Raw genomic sequence first — 1,895 nt, 5'->3', positions numbered from 1 at the left:
TTATTCCAAAACTAGGTTTACTCTTACGACTACTAAGCAGATTCTTTATCCTTAACTATCAGGGCTTTGATTTCCTGATCTGTAAATTTAATTACATAGTTTTAGGATTCTCCAAGTTACGCTAAATATCAACCTTGATTCCTTAGGAGAAGTAACCGTTTTGTTCACGGTGAGATTCCAGATTTGTTCATTGATAAACTACCTAACACTTAGAAGATATGTCGGTAGACTCCGGACTGTTCGCATATAGTAGTTTACGAGACAGGTTGTTAAATTACTTCCGCTTTCCTTCTTAGACCATTTCAGGCTTATCCTTAGAATCATTCGGTGGCGGAATCTTTTTGACTAACTACTTCATCGCAAACCGCTTTTAAGAACTGCTATAATCCATTATTGTTTCCTTTAATAAACCGTCCTTAACCTTTCAGTGTTTATCGCACTGGTGATGGGTTATTTCACTCGATATTTAGGCCTCTTTGGCGCCCCTCTAAATTAACTAAACTTTTAATTATTTGAGAATCTGTCTGACGAATAATACGAGAACAATATAACATTTTATCAAGTTTTTGTTGCCAAGTAATATCATCATTAAAAGACTTTTGTGATGCATTTGGTTCAAATTTAAAACTTTTTGGAAAAATTTTAGTTTTCTTTCTTAATAAAGGTTTATATTTTAAAATTAAATCTACAATGTGTTGATAAACTATTTTATTAGTATATAAATAAATTTCTTCATTATTACTTAATAATCGAATACCCACACCATAAATATGATTCTCTAGAGAGCTAACTATATTTTGATCAATAACTTTCCATAAATTAGAAAAAGTATCTTCGAAAAAAAATTCCACAAAATCAATTCCTTCACCTAAAGATAAATTAAAAATTTTTTGAATTTCTTTAATATTTAACATGTAATAATTTTTCTTCTTTCATAATAAAAATAAATTTTTTGCGTTTAAATAAGTAGGATTGGTTCTTCGATTATCTATTACAAAAAACCCTCTAAAACAAAAACACAAACTTTCTAGAGATAAGCATCCGAATTGCTATTAATTTATCATTCAAATACCACATTATTGACTTCTCTGATCATTTAAAAATTATTAATTTTAATTATTTAAAATTAATTTTTGCTATTCTGATTAATAAAAAAAGATTTATCCTTAGAAAATTCTAAAAACTTTTATTTCGAACTTTGTTTCTTTAGGATTATCTAAAGAGTTAAATATCGACTTTAGTTTCCAAAACTAATTAAAAAGTTTATTAGATTTCAAGTTTCTTTGATTTGATTGGTAAATCATCAAATATTATATATATTGATAATCTCCGAAATTATTCGGTTGCAGGTAGTTTTTAAGACAAGGAATAATATTATATCTTCCTTTATTCTTGAGTTTTTGAGACTTATTCTGAAAATCGTTTAGCACGAAGATATCTTTTTTTTAATAACCACTTTCTATCATTCATCTGATTTCAAAACTGTTTTAATATCCTATTTTTTTATTTAATAAACTAATAATTAGCATTTCAACATTTTATCAAATTCAATAATTATTGAAATACATTAATATTTAGGAAGTTTATAAAGTACGGATAATAAATTATTTGTGTTTCGATCTCAGAATTTTTTTCTTTCTAATCTCTATTACAAACATACCACATTAAAACCGGACGAGCAAGTTTCTCAGCATCCAGATTTCCATAATTTATCTTCTCATGAAGACTAAAGTTATGTCGCAGCTAGTTAATTGTTCATTCTAATCGTATAATTCAAACCTTCTTGATACAAAGATACAAAAACTTTTTCAACAGTAGAACTTATAGAAGAATTTAAAGTAAATTGTTCGTAAGCATAATCTAATAAAAGACCTAGATCTCGCCATTGTTGACGA

Annotated in this window: 2 protein-coding genes; both read right to left on the bottom strand. The window is 27.0% G+C overall.

Features of this window, described 5'->3' with window-relative positions:
• Nucleotides 1-455: 455 nt before the first annotated feature.
• On the bottom strand, nt 456-914 hold the full coding sequence (locus tag OC701_RS02625; RefSeq protein WP_304514530.1) for a metalloprotease PmbA/TldD family protein: 459 nt from the start codon (nt 912-914) through the stop codon (nt 456-458).
• Between the two features lie 833 nt (nt 915-1,747).
• A partial coding sequence (locus OC701_RS02685) for a class I tRNA ligase family protein (protein ID WP_420887970.1) occupies nt 1,748-1,895 on the bottom strand: 148 nt, incomplete at its 5' end.

The sequence above is a fragment of the Candidatus Phytoplasma bonamiae genome (assembly GCF_030586845.1).
Lineage (GTDB): Bacteria > Bacillota_I > Bacilli_A > Acholeplasmatales > Acholeplasmataceae > Phytoplasma > Phytoplasma bonamiae.
This window is presented reverse-complemented; position numbering and strand designations above follow the sequence as displayed.